The sequence below is a fragment of the Microbacterium luticocti DSM 19459 genome (assembly GCF_000422405.1).
Classification (GTDB): domain Bacteria; phylum Actinomycetota; class Actinomycetes; order Actinomycetales; family Microbacteriaceae; genus Microbacterium; species Microbacterium luticocti.
Genome location: NZ_AULS01000002.1, coordinates 160473 through 177985, shown reverse-complemented (window position 1 = coordinate 177985; position 17513 = coordinate 160473). Strand labels below are relative to the sequence as shown.

14 protein-coding genes are annotated in these 17513 nt (G+C 73.0%); 6 read left to right on the top strand and 8 right to left on the bottom strand.

The genetic code is table 11. The features are described from left to right. Positions 1-5: 5 nt before the first annotated feature. Positions 6-458, bottom strand: a complete 453-nt coding sequence (locus tag H577_RS0103710) for a MarR family winged helix-turn-helix transcriptional regulator (protein ID WP_029144814.1) — start codon at positions 456-458, stop codon at positions 6-8. A gap of 331 nt (positions 459-789) precedes the next feature. On the opposite strand from H577_RS0103710, the gene H577_RS0103705 reads away from it, so the two are divergent. After that, positions 790-1638, top strand: coding sequence for an alpha/beta fold hydrolase (locus tag H577_RS0103705; RefSeq protein ID WP_029144813.1), 849 nt, complete (start codon positions 790-792; stop codon positions 1636-1638). 129 nt (positions 1639-1767) lie between these two features. On the opposite strand, the gene H577_RS0103700 is transcribed toward H577_RS0103705, so the two are convergent. After that, the gene (locus H577_RS0103700) at positions 1768-3426 is read right to left on the bottom strand and encodes a DEAD/DEAH box helicase (RefSeq protein ID WP_029144812.1); all 1659 of its coding nucleotides are present in this window, start codon (positions 3424-3426) and stop codon (positions 1768-1770) included. 373 nt (positions 3427-3799) lie between these two features. On the opposite strand from H577_RS0103700, the gene lplAB reads away from it, so the two are divergent. From lplAB to H577_RS0103685, 3 genes are all read left to right on the top strand, one after another. Beyond that, positions 3800-4849 (top strand): lipoate-protein ligase LplAB, encoded by a 1050-nt coding sequence (gene lplAB / locus H577_RS0103695; protein WP_029144811.1) that lies wholly within the window; start codon positions 3800-3802, stop codon positions 4847-4849. A 74-nt stretch (positions 4850-4923) separates the two neighbouring features. After that, the gene (locus H577_RS0103690; RefSeq protein WP_156876559.1) at positions 4924-5835 is read left to right on the top strand and encodes a DNA-methyltransferase; all 912 of its coding nucleotides are present in this window, start codon (positions 4924-4926) and stop codon (positions 5833-5835) included. A gap of 9 nt (positions 5836-5844) precedes the next feature. Then, complete coding sequence (locus H577_RS0103685) at positions 5845-6831, top strand: LLM class F420-dependent oxidoreductase (RefSeq protein WP_029144809.1); 987 nt, start codon at positions 5845-5847, stop codon at positions 6829-6831. Here the strand turns inward: H577_RS0103685 and H577_RS0103680 are convergent. From H577_RS0103680 to galT, 4 genes are all read right to left on the bottom strand, one after another. Continuing rightward, entirely contained in the window at positions 6812-8311 is a 1500-nt protein-coding gene (locus H577_RS0103680; RefSeq protein ID WP_029144808.1) for a carboxylesterase/lipase family protein, read from the bottom strand. The genes H577_RS0103685 and H577_RS0103680 overlap by 20 nt on opposite strands. Further along, on the bottom strand, positions 8308-9048 hold the full coding sequence (locus H577_RS14970; RefSeq protein WP_084515775.1) for a TetR/AcrR family transcriptional regulator: 741 nt from the start codon (positions 9046-9048) through the stop codon (positions 8308-8310). The genes H577_RS0103680 and H577_RS14970 overlap by 4 nt, the downstream gene beginning before the upstream one ends. 288 nt (positions 9049-9336) lie before the next feature. Continuing rightward, positions 9337-10536 carry a galactokinase gene (galK, locus tag H577_RS0103670; RefSeq protein WP_084515774.1) on the bottom strand — a complete coding sequence of 400 codons (1200 nt, stop codon included), beginning with the start codon at positions 10534-10536 and terminating at the stop codon, positions 9337-9339. Then, positions 10533-11717: a galactose-1-phosphate uridylyltransferase gene (gene galT, locus H577_RS0103665; RefSeq protein WP_029144806.1), complete on the bottom strand. Its 1185-nt coding sequence runs from the start codon at positions 11715-11717 to the stop codon at positions 10533-10535. Before galT ends, galK begins: the two co-directional genes overlap by 4 nt. A gap of 504 nt (positions 11718-12221) precedes the next feature. Between galT and H577_RS0103660 the strand changes: the two genes are divergently transcribed. Next, positions 12222-13196, top strand: coding sequence for a LacI family DNA-binding transcriptional regulator (locus H577_RS0103660; RefSeq protein ID WP_029144805.1), 975 nt, complete (start codon positions 12222-12224; stop codon positions 13194-13196). Between the two features lie 266 nt (positions 13197-13462). Here H577_RS0103660 and galE read toward each other — a convergent pair whose 3' ends face one another. Together galE and pgm are read right to left on the bottom strand one after the other, a co-directional pair. After that, positions 13463-14443 carry a UDP-glucose 4-epimerase GalE gene (galE, locus tag H577_RS0103655; protein ID WP_029144804.1) on the bottom strand — a complete coding sequence of 327 codons (981 nt, stop codon included), beginning with the start codon at positions 14441-14443 and terminating at the stop codon, positions 13463-13465. A 347-nt stretch (positions 14444-14790) separates the two neighbouring features. Beyond that, on the bottom strand, positions 14791-16431 hold the full coding sequence (pgm, locus tag H577_RS0103650; RefSeq protein WP_029144803.1) for a phosphoglucomutase (alpha-D-glucose-1,6-bisphosphate-dependent): 1641 nt from the start codon (positions 16429-16431) through the stop codon (positions 14791-14793). Positions 16432-16516: 85 nt separating this feature from the next. On the opposite strand from pgm, the gene pheA reads away from it, so the two are divergent. Next, a complete protein-coding gene (pheA, locus tag H577_RS0103645) occupies positions 16517-17479 on the top strand; it encodes a prephenate dehydratase (RefSeq protein WP_029144802.1) in 963 nt (320 codons plus the stop codon). Positions 17480-17513: the final 34 nt, after the last annotated feature.

Below are 17513 nucleotides of genomic sequence, written 5' to 3'. Positions count from 1 at the left end.
CGCCTTCATCGCGCCGCCACCTCGCTCATGATCGCGGCGGCCTTCGCCAGGGTGCGGCGCTGCGCGGGTGCCAGCCCGGCGACCACGTGCGCCAGCCACAGGTCGCGCCGGCGCACCGTCTCGGCGACGAGCGCACGGCCCGCGTCGGTGATCTCGATGTTGACCTTGCGCCGGTCGACCTCGTCGGGGGTGCGGGTGACCCAGCCGAGCTCTTCGAGGCAGTTGACGGTGCGGTTCATCGACGGCGCGGTGACCCGCTCACGTTCGGCGAGCTCGCCGAGGGTGTGCGGCCCGTGGGATCTGAGGGTCGCCAGCACGGCGAACTGCGCGTCGGTCATCGTGTCGAGGGCGCGCTCGGAGCGCAGCCGCCGGCTGAGGCGGAACGTGGCCATCCTCAGATCGCGGGCGGTTTCGGCATCCTCTTCGGGGATCTCGTCGGTCTCACGCGCATCACTCATACGGATGTTTAGCTTAGCTTATTAGTCTTGCTAAGTAAATTTGGGGTTCGTCCGGCGGGCTGATGTCGGGCTGTGTCGGCGGCCGTCGGCGGTGTCGGGGGGGTCTCGGGCGGTGCCGGGCGGTGCCGGCCGGTGTGCACAACTGCGGGGATTTTCGGCGACACGCCGGGTGGGATGCCGCGGGGCCCGGCGTGTCGGTCAGAATCCCCGCCGTTGTGTACGGCCGGGGACGGTTGCGCACGACCGGGGCCGGCTCGGCCGGCGGGGCACGGCGTGGTCGGCCCGGCATCCTCGACCCGTGGCCGGGGCGGGCGGCCGATAGGCTCGGACCATGGCCGAGTTCACCGACGCACACGGCATCGCGATCGTCTACGACGTGCATCCGGCGAAGACCACGCCGCGGGCGGTCGTCCAGCTGCTGCACGGTGTCGGCGAGCACGCCGGCCGCTACGGCGCCCTGATCGACGCGCTCACCGCCGACGGGTACACGGTGTACGCCGACGACCACCGCGGGCACGGCCGCACCGGCATGCGCCAGCACGGCGACCCGGCCCGACTGGGGCACCTCGGCCCGGGCGGACACCGGGCGGCGGTCGACGCGTGCTGGATGTTCACGCAGCTGATCCGCGACGAGAACCCCGACCTGCCGCTGGTCGCCCTCGGCCACTCGTGGGGGTCGTTCCTCACCCAGATCCTCGTGAACGAGCACCCCGACGCGTTCGACGCGGTCATCCTGTCGGGCTCGGCCCTGCGCGTGCCCGGAGCGCTGAACGCGGGTGATCTGAACGCGAACTGGAAGACGAAGGATGCCACCGGCCTGGAGTGGCTGTCGACCGATCCGCGGGTGGCCCAGGAGTTCCTGGACGACCCGCTCACCACGTCGGTGCCGCTGCTGCGGCTGTTCGGGCCGCTCGACGCCGCGCGCCTGTTCGGCCGCCCGCGCAAGGACCTCGGCCGCGACATCCCGCTGCTGCTCATCGTCGGGCGCGACGACCCGGTCGGTGGGCCGCGCAGCGTGCACCGGCTCGCCGACGCCTACCGCACCCGGTCGGGCCTGACCGATGTGACGACGCTCGTCTACCCCGACGCCCGGCACGAGCTGTTCAACGAGCTCGTGCAGGCCGAGGTGCGCGCCGACGTGCTCGCCTGGCTCGACAACCGCTTCCCGGTGCGCGAGTAGCCCGCGCGAGGAGCCGGCTGTGCGCTCAGCGGCCGACGGGGTGTGACGCGCGACGCGAGCCGTGACGGATGCTGCCGATGGTCGCCCCGATCGTGGGGACGCCCGACGCCGTCCGTCCCGGCGGTGCGCTCAGCGGCCGCCGGGGTGTGACGCGCGACGCGAGCCGTGACGGATGCTGCCGACGGTCGCCCCGATCGTGGGGGCACCCGACGCCGTCCGTCCCTGCTGTGCGCCGGTCGCCCGCGCGGTGGTACGGCCACCCGAGCCGTGCCCGGTGCGTGCCGCACCGCCGCGCTCGCCGGCACCCGTGCCGCGGCCGGCGGTAGAACGCCCGCCCGCGTCACGACCTGCGCCGGATCGGCCGGTGCCGCGGGCCGCCGCCTCGCGGGCCGCCGACTCGCCGGAGCCGGAGCCGGAGCCGGAGCCGCGCCGGCGGCGGCGCCCCGACCCGGACTCGGTGGTCGAGGACTGCTCGGCCGCGGGGCGCCGCGGGGCACCGCCGCGCGCGGAACCGCGCGACGATCCGCCGCTGCGCGACGAGCCGCGGGACGAGCCGCGTCCTGCGCCCTGGGCCGACCCCTGCGCCGCAGCGGCAGCGGTCGGGGCGACATGCGCGGCGGGCTCGCCGACAAGCGCAGAGACGGTGGCATCCTGCGCCGTCACCTGTTCGAAGGGCGCCTTCAACTTCGCGGCGCGCAGCAGATCGACCACGTCCCGGCGCTGCTCGGCCAGGGCCACCGTCACCACGACGCCTTCCGCCCCGGCCCGGGCGGTGCGGCCCGACCGGTGCAGGTACGCCTTGTGCTCGACGGGCGGGTCCACGTGCACCACGAGCTCGACGTCGTCGACGTGCACACCGCGGGCTGCGACATCCGTCGCCACCAGCACCCGCACCCCGCCGGCGGCGGGGTCGGCGCCGAACGCGGCCAGGTTGCGCTCGCGTGCGTTCTGCGACAGGTTGCCGTGCAGGTCGACAGCGGGGATGCCCGACGCCGTCAGCTGCTTGGCCAGGCGCTTGGCCTGGTGCTTGGTGCGGGTGAACAGGATGCGGCGACCGCGCCCCGACGCCAGGTGGCGCACCAGCGCCGTCTTGGCGTCGCCGTCGGGCACGGTGAACACCCGGTGGGTCATGACGCCCTGCGGCACCGACGCGTCGTCGACCGAGTGCGACACCGCGTCGTGCAGGAACCGCGCGACGAGCTTGTCGACGCCGCGGTCGAGGGTCGCGCTGAACAGCAGCCGCTGCCCATCGGCCGGCGTCGCGGCGAGGATCCGCGTCACGCCCGGCAGAAAGCCCAGGTCGGCCATGTGGTCGGCCTCGTCGAGCACGGTGATCTCCACGGCACCGAGGTCGACGACGCCCTGCTTCTTCAGGTCTTCGAGGCGCCCGGGGCAGGCCACGACGATGTCGACGCCGCGGCCCAGCGCCTGCTCCTGCGGCTTCTGGCTGACGCCGCCGAACACGGTCGTGACGGTCAGGCCCACGGCATCCGCCAACGGCCGCACCGTCGCGGCGATCTGGGTGGCCAGCTCGCGGGTCGGGGCCAGCACCAGCCCACGCGGCCGGCGGGAGCGGGTGACGGTGCCCGATGAGGCGAGCCGGGCCACCAGCGGCAGCGCGAACGCGATCGTCTTGCCGCTGCCTGTGCGGCCGCGGCCGAGCACGTCACGGCCGGCGAGCGAGTCGGGCAGCGTGTCTCGCTGGATCGGGAAGGCCTCGGTCTTGCCGTCTGCGGACAGGACGTCGGCGAGGGTCTCGGGCACGCCGAGGGAAAGGAAGGAAGGCATGTGTGCTTTCGGGAAGGCGCACGCGGGCGAGGATGCCGAACGGGCGCGGGTGGCGACGACGCGGATTCGCGTATCGGTTCGCCGTTCGAGAAAGAGCGCACACGCTCGGCCCGGGCTCGAGTCTCGAGGGTGGGGAGGTGTGCAAGCGTAATCGACGACGCAACGGCGAGAAGACGCCGTGGGCACAGTCTATCGGTGCGCACTGGGTGTACGCCGAATCGGGGCCTCCGCCGAATCGGGCGGTGCCGAATCGAGGCACAAGCCGAATCGGGGCACAAGCCGAATCGGGGCACACGCCGAATCGGGCGGGTGCCGAATCGGACGGGTCGGCGCCCCGGCGCCCGGTCTCGTCGTCGAAAGATAGCCTGGACGCATGCACGGTGAGTACAAGGTTCCCGGTGGCAAGCTCGTCGTCGTCGACCTCGAGGTGCGCGACGGGCGCATCGCCGATTTCCACCTCGCGGGCGATTTCTTCCTCGAACCCGACGACGCGCTGGCCGACATCGACGCCGCCGTCAACGGGCTGCCCGACACCGCCGACGCCGCGACGATCGCCGGCGCCGTGCGCGCCGCGCTTCCCGCCGGCGCGGTGCTGCTCGGGTTCACGCCCGAGGCGGTGGGCACCGCCGTGCGCCGGGCCCTGGTCGTCGCACCCGGGTGGACCGACTTCGACTGGGAGGTCGTGCACGATGGCCCGGTCTCGCCGCGCATGAACCTCGCGCTCGACGAGGTGCTCACCATGCGCGTGGGCGACGGGCGTCGCAACCCGACGCTGCGGATGTGGGAGTGGAACGAGTCGGCCGTGGTCATCGGCTCGTTCCAGTCGTTGCGCAACGAGGTCGATCCCGAGGGCGCGCGCCGGCACGGGTACGACGTCGTGCGGCGCATCTCGGGCGGCGGCGCGATGATGATGGGCGCGAACTCGATCGTGACGTACTCGCTGTACGTGCCGGCATCCCTCGTCGCCGGCATGACCTTCGCCGATTCGTACGCGTTCCTCGACGACTGGGTGCTGCACGCGCTGCGCTCGCTCGGCATCGATGCGGTCTACCAGCCGCTGAACGACATCGCGGGCCCGAGCGGCAAGATCGGCGGCGCCGCCCAGAAGCGGCTCGCCGGCGGCGGCGTGCTGCACCACGCCACGCTCAGCTACGACATGGACGGTCAGGTGATGACCGAGGTGCTGCGCATCGGCCGCGAGAAGCTCAGCGACAAGGGCACCGTCTCGGCCGCCAAGCGCGTCGACCCGTTGCGCAGCCAGACCGGGCTGCCGCGCGAGGCCATCATCGAGCGGTTCATCGACACCTTCTCGACCCTGTACGGCGCGAGCACCGGGCACATCACCGACGAGGAGTACGCCGAGGCCGAAGACCTGGTGCGCACGAAGTTCGCCACCGACGCCTGGCTGCACCGGGTGCCGTGACCGATGTGGATGCCGCGGGCCCGGCCCCCGCGGCCGGCACCGTCGAGATCCACCACGGCGACAACCTGACCGTGATGCGGCAGATGCCCGACGGGGCGTTCACCCTCGTCTACCTGGATCCGCCGTTCAACACCGGCCGCGTGCGGCATCGGGCGGTCGCCACCGCGCGAGCCGTGGCGCCGGCGTGCACAACTCCTCCAGAATCGACGCCCGACGCCGCGACAGGCCCCGAAACGGACGCATCCGCACCGGATCGGAGGAGTTCTGCACGCCACCCCGCCGAGCCGGCCCGGCATCGCGGCTTCCACGGCCGCGAGTACGAGCGGCTGCGCGGCGACCTGCGCGCCTACGACGACCGGTTCGACGACTACTGGGGGTTCCTCGAGCCGCGGCTGCGCGAGGCCTGGCGGCTGCTGGCCGACGACGGCACGCTGTACCTGCACCTCGACTTCCGCGAGGCGCACTACGCCAAGGTGCTGCTGGACGCGCTGTTCGGCCGCGACCGGTTCCTCAACGAGATCGTGTGGGCCTACGACTACGGCGCCAAGACCCGACGTCGCTGGCCCACCAAGCACGACACGATCCTCGTGTACGTCAAGGACCCTGCGCGGTACTGGTTCGACTCCGACGCCGTCGACCGCGAGCCCTACATGGCGCCGGGCCTGGTCACGCCCGAAAAGGCCGCGCGCGGCAAACTGCCCACCGACGTGTGGTGGCACACCATCGTGCCCACGACCGGCCGTGAGAAGACCGGCTATCCGACGCAGAAGCCCGAGGGGGTGCTGCGCCGCATCGTGGCCGCGTCGAGCCGGGCCGGCGACCGCGTGCTCGACCCGTTCGCCGGCAGCGGCACCACCGGCGCGGTCGCGGCATCCCTCGGCCGGCACGCCGTGCTCATCGACGACAATCCCGACGCGATCGCCGTGATGCGGGGGCGGATGCCGCAGGCCTCGGTGCGCGAGCCGGCCGGACCGGTGGGGTCGTAGGCTGACCCCATGCGATTCGGAACCTTCCTTCCTCAGGGCTGGCGCTTCGATTTGGTCGACATCGACCCGGCAGAGCACTGGAGCACCATGCGCGGCCTCGCACAGCAGGCCGATGCCGGGCCGTGGGAGTCGCTGTGGGTGTACGACCACTTCCACACCACGCCGGTGCCGAGCGAGGAGGCCACGCACGAGGCGTGGACGCTGATGGCGGGGTTCGCGGCATCCACCTCCCGCATCCGGCTCGGCCAGATGTGCACGTGCATGGGATACCGCAACCCGGCGTACCTGGCGAAGGTCGCCGCGACCGTCGACCACATCTCGGGCGGCCGCGTCGAGATGGGCATCGGCGGCGGCTGGTACGAGCACGAGTGGCGGGCGTACGGCTACGGGTTCCCCGAGGTGCCGCAGCGGCTGCGCAAGCTGCGCGAGGGCGTCGAGATCATGCGCCAGGCGTGGACGACCGGCACCGCGACGCTCGATGGGCGCGAGTACCAGGTCGACGGCGCGATCGTGCGCCCGCTGCCGGTGCAACCCGGTGGCATCCCGATGTGGGTCGCCGGCGGCGGCGAGAAGGTCACGCTGAAGATCGCCGCGCAGTACGCCTCGTACACGAACTTCGCCGGCACGCTCGAAGAGTTCGGCCGCAAGGATGCCGCGCTGCGCGGCCACTGCGCGGCGCTCGGCCGCGATCAGACCGAGATCGTGCGGTCGACCAACTTCAACACGATCGTCGCGCCGACCGAGGCCGAGGCGCGCGATCGCCTGGCCGCCGTGAAGGCCCGGCTGCTGCCGCACGTCGGCCCGGAGCGCGCCGATGCGATCGAGCGCGACTATCTGGCCTCGGATGCGTTCGGCACCCCCGAGCAGGTCGTCGAGAACCTCTCGCGCCGCATCGAGCACGGGCTGGGCTACAGCATCCACTACTTCCCGGAGCTGGCGTACGAGACCAGCGGCTGGGAGCTGTTCGCCCGCGAGGTCATCCCCGCGCTGGCCTGATGCCGGCCTGGACCAGTGCGGCGACCGACGCGTAGCCGTCGCGGTCCATGTCGGCGTCCGACGGCGCGACGCCGAAGAGGCGGGTGGCGCCGGGATGCCGCGACCACGGCGTCCACCCCGGATCGTGCTCGCGCACGAACCCGACGGCGGTGCCGTGCACGATGTCGGCGAGCGCCTGCGGCGGGCGCGGGCCGCACAGGTGCGCGATGCCGTCGGGGCTGTCCAGGCAGTCCCACCAGAACGGCACGTCGACGCAGTGGCACGCCCAGCCGATCGACGGCGACACCCACGTGAACCGGTACGCCCAGGTGGGTGCCTGCGCCCGCGCCGTCGCCACCCGCACGATCGGGGCGCGGAACATCGTGTCGGTCACGTACCGGCCGACCGCAGCGGCGGTGCCGCGGCGTCGCCGCGCGCGGTTCGCGGCCAGGTAGGTCCGCATCGCCGGGCCGCGCAGGCCCAGCCGGCGCAGCGCCATCCCGGCCGGGACGAACCGCAGTTTCGCGCGCAGCGGGTCGGTGGCCATCGTGAACTCGTCGTCGGTCGCGCCGAGCACCAGGGGCTTGTCCGCTCCGATGCCGTGCCCGATCGCCTCGAGGGTGGGCTCGGTCAGCAGGTCGCCGTCGAGCATCGGTCCCAGCGGCAGCCCGGCGCCGAGCAGGTCGGTGATGCCCGCGAGGGCGTCATCCGACTCGGGTGCGGCCGCCTGCTCTTGCAGGCGGTGCAGCGTCGCCTCGTCCAGCGACGCGAACCCCTCGCGGGTGGCGGGCACGCCGCCGAGCCGGGCGAGCTTGGCCGACACGGTCGCGGCACGCTCGAGTGAGACGTTCGCCACGGCCGGTGACATCGCCCAGACCGCGTGGAACAGGTGCTGGGCCTGTGGCATCCCGAGCAGTGTCAGCACCGCGCCGCCCCCGGCCGACTGCCCGGCGATGGTGACACGCGCCGGGTCGCCGCCGAATGCGGCGATGTTGCGCTGCACCCATTCCAGCGCGGCGAGCCAGTCGCGCACCCCGCGGTTCGCGGGCGCGCCCGGGATGTGTCCGAACCCGTCGAAGCCGAGCCGGTACGAGACGGTGACGGTCACGACGCCGTCACGGGTGAACGCGCGACCGTCGTACCACGGGCTCGCCGGCGATCCTGCGGTGAACCCGCCACCGTGGATCCACACCAGCACCGGCAGGCCGGCGGCGCCCGGGTCGGGGGTGAACACGTTCACGTTCAGCGTGCTCGCGCCCGGCACGCTCGGCTCGGGGATCAGGGTGATGCCCGGCTCACCGCGCTGCGGCGTGGCACCGTACTCCACCGCGTCGCGCACACCGTCCCACGGCTCGGCCGGCACCGGTGCCGCGAACCGCCGCTCGCCGACCGGCGGCTGGGCGAACGGGATGCCCAGGAACGCCGCCGAGCCGCTGCGCCACACGCCGCGCACCCGGCCCGTGTCGGTCGTGACGATCGGGGCGCCACTGTCGCCGGTCATGCCTGCGCCTGTGCCTGCGCCTGCGCCTGTGCCGGGGCGGCCGGCTGTGCCGGCGTCTGCGCCTGCGTCTGCGCTTGCGTCTGCGTGTGCGTCGGGGCGGCCTGCGGGGCGGCCGGCTGTGTCGACAGCGCGTCGAACAGGGCGTCGACCACGGCGGCCATGTCGACGTCGGACTCGTGCATCCACTGCACCTGCAGCCCGTCGGCGACCGCCTGGAACACCCGGGCGAACACGGCCGGGTCGATGTCGTCGCGCAGCGTGCCGTCTGCCTGCGCTGCGGCGAGGGCATGCTCGAAGCTCGAGCGCAGTCCGCGGCCGCGATCGATGAAGAAGTCGTGGGCGGGATGCTCGGGGTCGGCCGCATCGACGGCCAGTCGTGAGAACAACTGCACCAGCCCGGGCACCTCGCTGTTGTGCCGGATGACGCCGAGGTACCCCTTCCGCAGCTCGTCGAAGGTCATCGGCCGTTCGCCCAGCGACGCCGGGCCCGGGGTGTCGAACTCGGCCACGTCGACCTCGTCGCGCTTGCGCAGGATCGCGGTGAACAGCTCTTCCTTCGAATCGAAGTAGTGCAGCAGGCCGGCCTGGCTGAGTCCCACTGCCGCGGCGAGTTGCTTCACCGACGCGCCAGCGACCCCCTCGCGGGCGATCACGTCGAGCGCGCGGGTGAGGATCTGTTCCCGCTTGGCGATCCCCTTCGCGTAGGAACCGCGGCGACGGTCTTCGGTGACAGGCATACCCACACGATAAACCGACGATGCGGGAGATCTCCCGGCCCTTCGGCACCGGCCGGGCCTCTCCCGCCCGGTTTGGGGTGGGCTCACCCGGATGGCGCCCACTCTCCCACCCGGTTCGGCTCGGGCCCACCCGGATGGCGCCCACTCTCCCACCCGGCTCGGCTCGGGCCCACCGGCCGGGCCCGGTGGCACCGGCCGGCCCTCCCACCCGGTTTGGGGCGGATTTGTGCGTTTGGGGCGGATCTGTGCAGGCGAATCCGCACAGATCCGCCCCAAACCCGGTGCGCGCTACTCGTCGCGGCGGGCGCCGTCGGACGGGACGACGGTGAACACGTGCGCCGGCGCGAATCCGGCCTCGTCGAAGGTGGATGCCACGGCCAGCTCGACCTCGTCGACCCGGTCCCGCGGGGTCAGCGCGATGGCCGCCCCGCCGAATCCGCCGCCGGTCATGCGGGCGCCGATCGCGCCGGCCGCGCGCGCGGCCTCGACGGCCATGTCGAGCTCGGGCGTCGAGATCTCGAAGTCGTCGCGCATCGAGGCGTGCGAGGCGTCCAGCAGCGGGCCGATCGCGGTCGGCCCCTGTTCGCGCAGCGTGCGCACCGTGTCGAGCACCCGCTGGTCCTCGGTGACGATGTGCCGCACACGGCGGAAGGTCGTGGCATCCATCGCCCGCTCGGCTCTGGCCAGATCATCGACGGTCAGATCGCGCAGCGCCGCGACGCCCATGGCGGCCGCGCCGCGCTCGCAGGCCTCGCGCCGGTCGCGGTAGCCGCCGGTGGCGTGCGCGTGCGACACCCGGGTGTCGATCACGACGAGCACAAGGTCCGCGGCGTCCAGGCCCAGGTCGACGACCTCGGTGTGCAGCGACCGGCAGTCGATCAGGATCGCGGCGTCCGGGCGGCCGAGCATCGACGCCATCTGGTCCATGATCCCGGTCGGCGCGCCGACCGCCTCGTTTTCGGCGCGTCGCCCGATGCGCGCCAGGGCGACGGGGTCGAGCCCCCGTCCCCACACGTCGTTGAGGGCGGATGCCACGGCCCCCTCGATCGCGGCGGACGACGACAGGCCCGCCCCGACCGGCACGTCCGAGGCGATTGCGATGTCGACGCCCGTTGCCGGTGTGGTCCGGCCCCCGGCGGTCGCGGCCTGGCGCAGGGCCCACGCCACGCCGAGCGGGTACGCGGCCCACTGCGCCACGACCGGCGAGCCGACGCTCGGGAACAGCCGGTCGAGCACGTCCAGCGGCACGTCGACCGGGGCCTCGGCGAGGGTGGATGCCACCCGGATACGGTCGTCGTCGCGTATTCCGACCACGGCATACGTCCGGTGATCGATCGCGAACGGCAGCACGAAGCCGTCGTTGTAGTCGGTGTGCTCGCCGATGAGGTTTACCCGACCCGGCGCCGACCACAGCCCGGCAGGCGGATGATCAGAGAGGGCCGTGAACAGCGCGCGGGCGGCGGCTGCGGCATCCGTCGCCTGCGTCACAGGATCACCCCGGCGATCGCCTCTCGCAGCCGTTCGGCGGCGGTCTCGGGCGGGATGTCGGCGATCCACGCACCCATCGCGGCTTCGGAGCCGGCGAGGTACTTGAGTTTGTCGGCGGCGCGGCGCGGACTGGTCAGCTCGAGGTGCAGTCGCACGGTGTCGCGCCCGACGTGCACCGGCGCCTGATGCCAGGCGGCGATGTACGGGGTCGGGGTGTCGTAGAGCGCGTCGACGCCACGCAGCAGCCGCAGGTAGAGCGGGGCGAGTTCGTCACGCTCGGCGGCGCTGGTCTCGGCGAAGTCGGCGACGTGCCGGTGGGGGAGCAGGTGCACTTCGAGCGGCCAGCGCGCGGCGAACGGCACGAACGCCGTCCAGTGCTCGCCCGCGAGCACGACCCGCTCGTCGGCGCGCTCGAACTCGAGGATGCGCCCGAACAGATCGGGTGCGGTGTGGTCGACGGCGTCGAGGGTGCGCTGCGTGCGCGGGGTGACGTAGGGGTAGGCGTAGATCTGGCCGTGCGGGTGGCCGAGGGTAACACCGATGGCCTCGCCGCGGTTCTCGAACGGGAAGACCTGCTCGACGCCGGGCAGTGCGCCCAGGGCCGCGGTGCGGTCGGCCCAGGCCTCGATGACGGTGCGGGCGCGCGTGACGGACTGGGTGCCGAACGAGCCCTGCGTGTCGGGGCTGAAGCACACCACCTCGCAGCGGCCGACGCCGGTGCGCACCCGGCCGACGCCGAGCGCGGCGAGGTCGTCGAGCCCGCGCGGCGGGTTGGATGCGGCCGGAGCGCCGTCCTGGGCGTCGCCGGACGGTTCGGCCAGCGCGGGCCCGAACGACGGCGAACGGTTCTCGAACACCGCGACGTCATAGCGGTCCGGGATCTCGCTCGGGTTCGCCGGCGTCTGCGGCGCGAGCGGGTCGAGTTCGGCCGGCGGCAGGAACGCGCGGTTCTGCCGTGCCGCGGCGACCGAGATCCAGTCGCCGGTGAGCACGTCCTGGCGCATCTGCGCCGTCTCGGGGCGCGGGTCGAGCATCCGGGTGTCGACGGCGCGGTCGGGGCCGAGCGTGGTGTCGGGGTCGTCGTAGTAGATGAGCTCGCGGCCGTCTGCCAGCCGGGTGGTGCGCTTCACCACGCCCGCGCCGAGGGGCACGGCAGCCACTGCCGTGCCGTTGACATGCATGTTCACGTCAACACGGTACCAACGCCGCCGTGTTATCGTCAACATGCCGGCGTTTGGCGGAGGTGCACACTCGGGCCGGCTCGGGACTCGGGCTGGCTCGGACTTGAGCCGGGGCGGGACTCGGGTCGGCACGGGACTCGGGTCGGATCGGGACTCGGGCCGGCTCGGGACTCGGGCCGGCGCGGGACCCTAGCCGGCACGGGACTCGAGCCGACGTGGGACTCGGGCCGGCTCGGGACTCAAGCCGGAGCGGGACTCGGACCCGCGCCGGAGTCGGAGTGGAACCCAGGGCGGCACCGGATGCAGGCCGGGACAGCGAACCGGCGGCCCCGCAAGCCGGCCCGCACGACAGGCAGGCCGGTACGGACATCGGAGGTGGGCATGGTCGACCGCGATATCGCCGCGCTGCTGCGGCTGGAGCAGGAGCACGCCGCGCGGGAAGACGCCGCCGCGGGGCAGGATCCCGTCGTGCGGTCGCAGTCGGCCGCGGGGCACCGGGTGTCGATGGCGGATGTCGCGGCCCGCGCGGGCGTGTCGGGGCAGACGGTGTCGCGGGTGCTCAACGGCAGTCCGCGGGTCGATCCCGGCACCCGGGCCCGGGTCGAGGCGGCCATGGCGGAGCTCGGCTACCGGCCGCACCGCGCTGCGCGGGCGCTGCGCACCGGCCGCACCCAGACGATCGGACTGGTGGCGGCGACCCTGGCCACTGTGGGCAATTCGCGGATGCTGCAGGCCGTGGCCGACGCGGCGGCCACGCGCGGGTACGCCGTGACCGTGGTGACCCTGGGCGGCTCGGGCGACATCGCCGGGGCGTTCGCCCGGCTGCGCGAACAGGGCGTGGACGGTGCGATCGTGCTCAACGAGGCCACCGATCTGGCCCGCCAGGCCGCGCCGCCGCCGGAGCTGCGACTCGTGGTGGTCGATTCGCCCGTCGATCCGCGGTTCGGCATCGTGCAGGTCGACCACGCGGCCGGTGCCCGCGCCGCCGTGGCGCACCTGCTCGCGCTCGGCCACCGCACCGTGCACCACGTCGCCGGCCCCGTCGGGTCGTTCGCCGCGGCCGAGCGGGAACGCGGCTGGCGCGAGGTGCTGGGCCAGGCGGGTGCCGCGGTGCCCGAGCCGCAGCGCGGCGACTGGTCCGCGGCATCCGGACACGCCGCCGGGCTGCGTCTGGCGACCGATACCGACGTCACCGCGGTGTTCGCGGCCAACGACCAGATGGCGCTCGGCGTGCTGCGGGCGCTGGCCGAAGCGGGGCGCGATGTGCCGGGTGCGGTGAGCGTTGTCGGGTTCGACGACGTGACGGATGCCGCGGACTATCGCCCGCCGCTGACCACGGTGCGACAGGACTTCGACGCTCTCGGCGCCCGCGCCGTCGCGCTGCTCGTGGCGGGCATCGAGTCCGGCACCGCGGTCGCGGCCGAGACGATCCCCGCCGAGCTGGTCGTTCGGGCCAGCACCGGGCCCGCACCGCGCTGAGTCGCCGGCCGGCTGAACACGCGACCATCCCGGCCGGGCCCGCGTACACAACGGCGGAGATTCTGCGAGACACGCCGGTCGCACCGCCTGGCTGACGGCGTGTCGCCGAAGATCCCCGCAGTTGTGCACGGATGCCGGTGCACGGATGCGGGTGCACAGTTGCCGCGGCCACCGCCGCGGGCCTCAGTCGCCGGCCGCACGGCGAAACGGGTGCCGCGGCTCCTGCGGTCCCGGGTGAACGGATACCGTGCGCCGCCGCCCGGGTCTCAGCCCTCGGCAGCCCTCCGGGCCTCCCACCCCGAGCGGACCATCTCGTCGACGGTGTACCGGTTCGCCCAGTCCAGGTCGCGGGCGGCGAGCTCGCCGGTGGCGACGATCCGGTCGGGGTCGCCGGGCCGGCGCGGCGCGATCTCGGGGGTGAAGTCGACACCGGTGACGCGCGCCATGGCGTCCATGATCTGCCGCACGCTCAACCCGTTCTGCGAGCCGAGGTTGTACGCCGGCTCCAGCGGCTCGCCCGCGGCCAGCCGCTGCGCGGCCACGACGTGCGCCGCGGCGATGTCGGCCACATGCACGTAGTCGCGCACGTTCGTGCCGTCCTCGGTGGCGTAGTCGTCGCCGAAGATCTTCGGCGTGCGCCCGGCCAGCAGCGCCTCGAACACCAGCGGGAACAGGTTGTGCGGGCTGGTGTCGTAGACGCGGGGGTCGCCCGACCCGACGACGTTGAAGTACCGCAGCGAGGTGTGGCGCAGCGGATGCGGCGACCCCGCGGTCGCGACGCCCTGGTCGGCGATCAGCCACTCGCCGATGAGCTTCGACTCGCCGTAGGGCGAGGTCGGCCGCTTCGGGGTGTCTTCGACCACGAGCGGCACATCGGGCATGCCGTACACCGCCGCCGACGACGAGAACACGAGGTTCGTCGCACCCGCGGCATCCATCGCCTCGAGCACCACCCGGGTGCCCTCGACGTTCTGCGCGTAGGTGTGCAGCGGCCGCTGCACCGACACGCCCGCGTACTTGAAGCCGGCGACGTGGATGACGCCGGTGACGGCATGCTCGCGCAGCGTGCGTTCGACCAGCTCGCGGTCGAGGATCGACCCCCGCACGAACGGCACCCCCTCGGGCACGAACGAGGCGTGCCCGCTGGAGAGGTCGTCGAGCACCACCGGCTGAAGGCCCGCGGCGGCCAGCGCCCGGACGATGTGCGCGCCGATGTACCCGGCTCCGCCGGTCACAAGCCAGGTCATGTCACTCCTCGGTGGGTCACAGCGGCGGGCGTCGGCGCGAAGCGCACGCGGTCGGGCAGCAGCTGCTCGGTTCGATCACGGTCACTTCATTCTGCCCGGTGCGGACGACCGGCGCGGGCGCGCAGGGCATGCGCGGGTGCGGAGCTCGCGAGGGCCTGCGCGCCGGCGTGGCTCAGTCCGCGCGCCGGCGTGTCTCAGAAGGTGTGGGTTGTCGTGTCCGAGTGTCGCAGGTTCTGGGACATGCCTCGCGGGCGTGTCTCAGAAGGTGCGGGCTGGAGGCGTCACATGTCGCATCTTCTGGGACACACCCGCCGTCGTGCGCCCAACCCGCGGCCGGGCTGCGCGGATCACCCGCCGAGCGCGGCGGCCACGACGGCGCGGGCTTCGTCTTGCACCTGCCGCAGGTGCTCGGGCCCGCGCAGCGATTCGGCGTAGAGCTTGTAGACGTCTTCGGTGCCCGACGGGCGGGCGGCGAACCAGGCGTGCTCGGTCTGCACCTTCAGCCCGCCGATCGCGGCGCCGTTGCCGGGCGCGTGCGACAGCTTGGCGGTGATCGGCTCGCCCGCCAGCTCGGTCGCGGTCACGTCCTCGGGGGCAAGTCGAGCCAGCGCGGCCTTCTGCTCGGGCGTGGCCGCGGCATCCACCCGCTGATACGCCGACGCGCCGAACTCGGCCTCGAGTTCCGCATACCGCTGCGACGGCGTTTTGCCGGTGACGGCGAGAATCTCGGATGCCAGCAGGCACAGCAGGATGCCGTCCTTGTCGGTCGTCCACACGGTGCCGTCGGTGCGCAGGAACGACGCGCCGGCCGACTCCTCGCCGCCGAACGCGACCGAGCCGTCCAGCAGTCCCGGCACGAACCACTTGAACCCGACCGGCACCTCCAGCAGCCGCCGATCGAGCGACGCGGCCACCTTGTCGATGATCATCGACGACACCAGGGTCTTGCCGACCGCCGCATCCTTCGGCCACTGGGGGCGATGCGAGAACAGGTAGTCGATCGCCACCGCGAGGTAGTGGTTCGGGTTCATCAGGCCGGCATCGGGGGTGACGATGCCGTGCCGGTCGGCGTCGGCGTCGTTGCCGGTGAGGATGTCGAACTCCGAGCGCCGGGCCACCAGCGCCGCCATCGCCGACGGCGAGGACGGGTCCATCCGGATCTTCTCGTCCCAGTCCAGCGTCATGAACCGCCAGGTCGGGTCGACGTCGGGGTTGACCACGGTCAGGTCGAGCTCGTACATCTCGGCGATCAGCGCCCAGTAGTCCACCGACGCACCGCCCAGCGGATCAGCGCCGATGCGCACTCCGGCGCTCCGGATGGCGTCGACGTCGATGATGTTCCGCAGATCCTCGACGTAGTGCTGCCGGAAGTCGTACCGCGCCAGCGTGCCCGCGTCGATGTCGGCGAACCGGGTGCGGCGCACCTCCTCGAGCCCGCCGGCGATCAGCGCGTTCGCGCGCTCGGCGATCCAGCCGGTCGCGTCGGTGTCGGCCGGCCCGCCCGAGGGCGGGTTGTACTTGAAGCCGCCGTCGGCGGGCGGGTTGTGGCTGGGGGTCACGACGATGCCGTCCGCGCGGGCGGGGTCTGCGGCATCCCGCCCCCGGTTGAAGGTGAGGATGGCGTGGCTGAGCGCCGGGGTCGGCACCCACGAGTCGCGCGAGTCGATGCGCACGTCCACGCCGTTCGCGACGAGCACCTCGATCGCGGATCTCTCGGCCGGGCGCGACAGTCCGTGCGTGTCGCGGCCGAGGAACAGGGGGCCGGCGATGCCCTGCGCGGTGCGGTAGTCGACGATCGCCTGGGTGGTGGCGAGGATGTGGTCCTCGTTGAAGCTGCGCGACAGGCTCGAGCCGCGGTGGCCGCTGGTGCCGAACACCACCCGCTGGCCGGGCTGCGCGACGTCCGGCCGCAGGTCGTAGTAGGCGTTGATGACCTCGTCGATGTCGATCAGGTCGGATTCGGCGGCGGGGGTTCCTGCACGGCTCATCACCCCAGTCTGCCTTCTTCGGCTCACGGATGGGACTGTGAGATCCGTTCGGTTTCGGTGTGCGTCACTGATCTAGGCTGAGCGGGTGACCGAGTCCGCTCCCGCACCGCCCGAACGCCGCACGTACAGCTATCTGGGACCGGCCGGCACCTTCACCGAGGCGGCCTTGGCGCAGGTGCCCGAGGCACGCGGGCAGATCTGGCGCCCGGTGCGCAACGTGCCCGAGGCGCTCGCCGACGTGGTCGAGGGGCGGGCGGATGCCGCGATGATCGCGATCGAGAACTCGGTCGACGGCGGGGTCAGCACCACGCAGGACGCGCTGGCCACGATCCCGGGGCTGCGCATCGTCGGCGAATACCTGGTGCCCGTGCGGTTCGTGCTGGTGGGCCGGCCCGGCGTCCGGCTCGAGGACGTGTCGCTGGTGGCCGCGCACCCGGTCGCGTACGGGCAATGCCTGCAGTGGCTCGGTGCGAACCTTCCCGCGCACGCGCACCTGCCGGCATCCAGCAATGTGGCCGCGGCCGTCGAGATGCTCGACGGCACCACCGCCGCCGACGCGGCGATCGCCCCGCCGGCGATCCTCGACCACCATGACCTGCAGCTGCTCGCCGAAGACATCGGTGACAATCCGAACGCGGTGACCCGGTTCGTGCTGGTCGCACGCACGGTCGCGCCGCCGCCGCCGACCGGGGCCGACAAGACCTCGCTCATCGTCGAGCTGCCCGACGACCACCCCGGCGCCCTGCTCGACATGCTCGAGCAGTTCGCGACCCGCGGCATCAACCTGTCGCTGCTGGCGTCGCGGCCGATCGGCGACGAGCTGGGCCGGTACCGGTTCGTGGTCGACGCCGACGGGCACGTGTTCGACGAGCGGATGGCCGACGCGCTGCTCGGGCTGCGCCGGTTCAGCCCGAAGGTCGTGTTCCTGGGCTCGTACCCGCGGGCCGACCGCGCCATCGTGCACTACCCCGACCGCTATGCCGACGAGGTGTTCGTCGAGGCGCGCGACTGGCTGCGCGGCCTCATCTCGGGCGAACCCGGGGAGTAAGGCGCACTCCTACGACCTGCGGGGGCAGCCGACG

What these genes read in the sequence shown, in the direction of transcription:
- pgm (WP_029144803.1), bottom strand. Translation starts at nt 16,431, where the DNA reads ATGAGCCGTGCAGGAACCCCCGCCGCCGAATCCGACCTGATCGACATC.
- H577_RS0103690 (WP_156876559.1), top strand. Translation starts at nt 4,924, where the DNA reads ATGCGGCAGATGCCCGACGGGGCGTTCACCCTCGTCTACCTGGATCCG.
- H577_RS0103705 (WP_029144813.1), top strand. Translation starts at nt 790, where the DNA reads ATGGCCGAGTTCACCGACGCACACGGCATCGCGATCGTCTACGACGTG.
- H577_RS0103710 (WP_029144814.1), bottom strand. Translation starts at nt 458, where the DNA reads ATGAGTGATGCGCGTGAGACCGACGAGATCCCCGAAGAGGATGCCGAA.
- H577_RS0103685 (WP_029144809.1), top strand. Translation starts at nt 5,845, where the DNA reads ATGCGATTCGGAACCTTCCTTCCTCAGGGCTGGCGCTTCGATTTGGTC.
- galE (WP_029144804.1), bottom strand. Translation starts at nt 14,443, where the DNA reads ATGACCTGGCTTGTGACCGGCGGAGCCGGGTACATCGGCGCGCACATC.
- galT (WP_029144806.1), bottom strand. Translation starts at nt 11,717, where the DNA reads ATGCATGTCAACGGCACGGCAGTGGCTGCCGTGCCCCTCGGCGCGGGC.
- H577_RS14970 (WP_084515775.1), bottom strand. Translation starts at nt 9,048, where the DNA reads ATGCCTGTCACCGAAGACCGTCGCCGCGGTTCCTACGCGAAGGGGATC.
- H577_RS0103660 (WP_029144805.1), top strand. Translation starts at nt 12,222, where the DNA reads ATGGCGGATGTCGCGGCCCGCGCGGGCGTGTCGGGGCAGACGGTGTCG.
- lplAB (WP_029144811.1), top strand. Translation starts at nt 3,800, where the DNA reads ATGCACGGTGAGTACAAGGTTCCCGGTGGCAAGCTCGTCGTCGTCGAC.
- H577_RS0103700 (WP_029144812.1), bottom strand. Translation starts at nt 3,426, where the DNA reads ATGCCTTCCTTCCTTTCCCTCGGCGTGCCCGAGACCCTCGCCGACGTC.
- H577_RS0103680 (WP_029144808.1), bottom strand. Translation starts at nt 8,311, where the DNA reads ATGACCGGCGACAGTGGCGCCCCGATCGTCACGACCGACACGGGCCGG.